This is a genomic window from Bartonella sp. AP57NXGY (genome assembly GCF_042195805.1).
GTDB lineage: Bacteria > Pseudomonadota > Alphaproteobacteria > Rhizobiales > Rhizobiaceae > Bartonella.
This window is the reverse complement of the sequence record NZ_JBHIOZ010000348.1, coordinates 1-1,071: the sequence shown is the minus strand read 5'-3', so window position 1 is coordinate 1,071 and position 1,071 is coordinate 1. Positions and strand designations below refer to the sequence as shown.

Sequence of the window (1,071 nt, the reverse complement as noted above, 5' to 3'; positions counted from 1 at the left end):
CATTGTTTGATAAGCTCTAATCCTTCTTTCGATATCTTTCTCATCTGACGCTCCATAAAAAAAGCCCCACAAAAGTGGGGCTGGATAAAATGATGTTCTAATCAATCTCGCGTTAATTATAATAAAGTGGCTCGCTACATCCACGGGCGCCTATTTTTTCATCTTCTACATAACGAGAATGCGCAAAATTCCGTACAAGATGATCATTGTTAGAGCCACCAGTCCAATCGCCTCCTCCCAACATAACATTTATGTCTACACGTAAACTGCTTCCTTGCTCCCCTGTATGCCATTTAGTCACTGGATAACAACCAGACAAATATTGCCAAACATAACCGCAACCATCCTCACAACCGATATGCGAAATCATCCGTCTATTGTTTGTATCAACGTGTCCTCCAGACGTCTTAGGAGAAGGCGCTTGATTGCCTACAATACTGGTTGCTTGATTACTTCCATACATGCATGGCGAAAACTCATCACTCGTCAAAAATCTCTTATTAACAGACCAAAAATCAAAGGCATGATTCGCATAGCTACGAGTTGAAAATACCCGTAATTTGGCTTTAGGAGGCAAGCACATTTCATTCGTGAGAATAAGCAAGCCTAGTGAAGAGCAACATAACAGTAGCAATTCAAAGGCGGCTTAAAACGACAAAATAGTGAAAAGTACTGATCATTTTATGATTGTATATGCATTTAAATCGACAAAAAGGCACCGTATAAAGCAATTTGAACTTTTTTGACAGGGGAAAAATCCACTTTAGAAATACAAAACACTTTATACAGTCAAATTTGAGACAATTAGATCTATAGGTAAAATTAAGGTTTTAAACATGCGAATTTTACAACACCTGTTCTTAACACAACCTAAACAACCCATGCAAAAAAATGGGTTGTAACAGTTGATTATATTCCTTACTGAGGACAAAATCAAAAAAGGTTTCATGGACTGTCCTGCTATCACCATTCAAAGACCAGATGGTACAGAAAGAGTGCTCCCTTCAACAAAAATTACATCCAGAGGATTGGCATGTTTGAGAGAGCAAATCTTTGGGGGTGTGCAATGAA

1 protein-coding gene is annotated in these 1,071 nt (G+C 38.4%); it reads right to left on the bottom strand.

Annotation, left to right across the window (positions count from 1 at the left end; translation table 11 throughout):
- Window positions 1-112: 112 nt before the first annotated feature.
- Window positions 113-577, bottom strand: coding sequence for a hypothetical protein (locus tag ACFIL8_RS10800; protein WP_375689773.1), 465 nt, complete (start codon window positions 575-577; stop codon window positions 113-115).
- Between the last annotated feature and the right edge of the window lie 494 nt (window positions 578-1,071).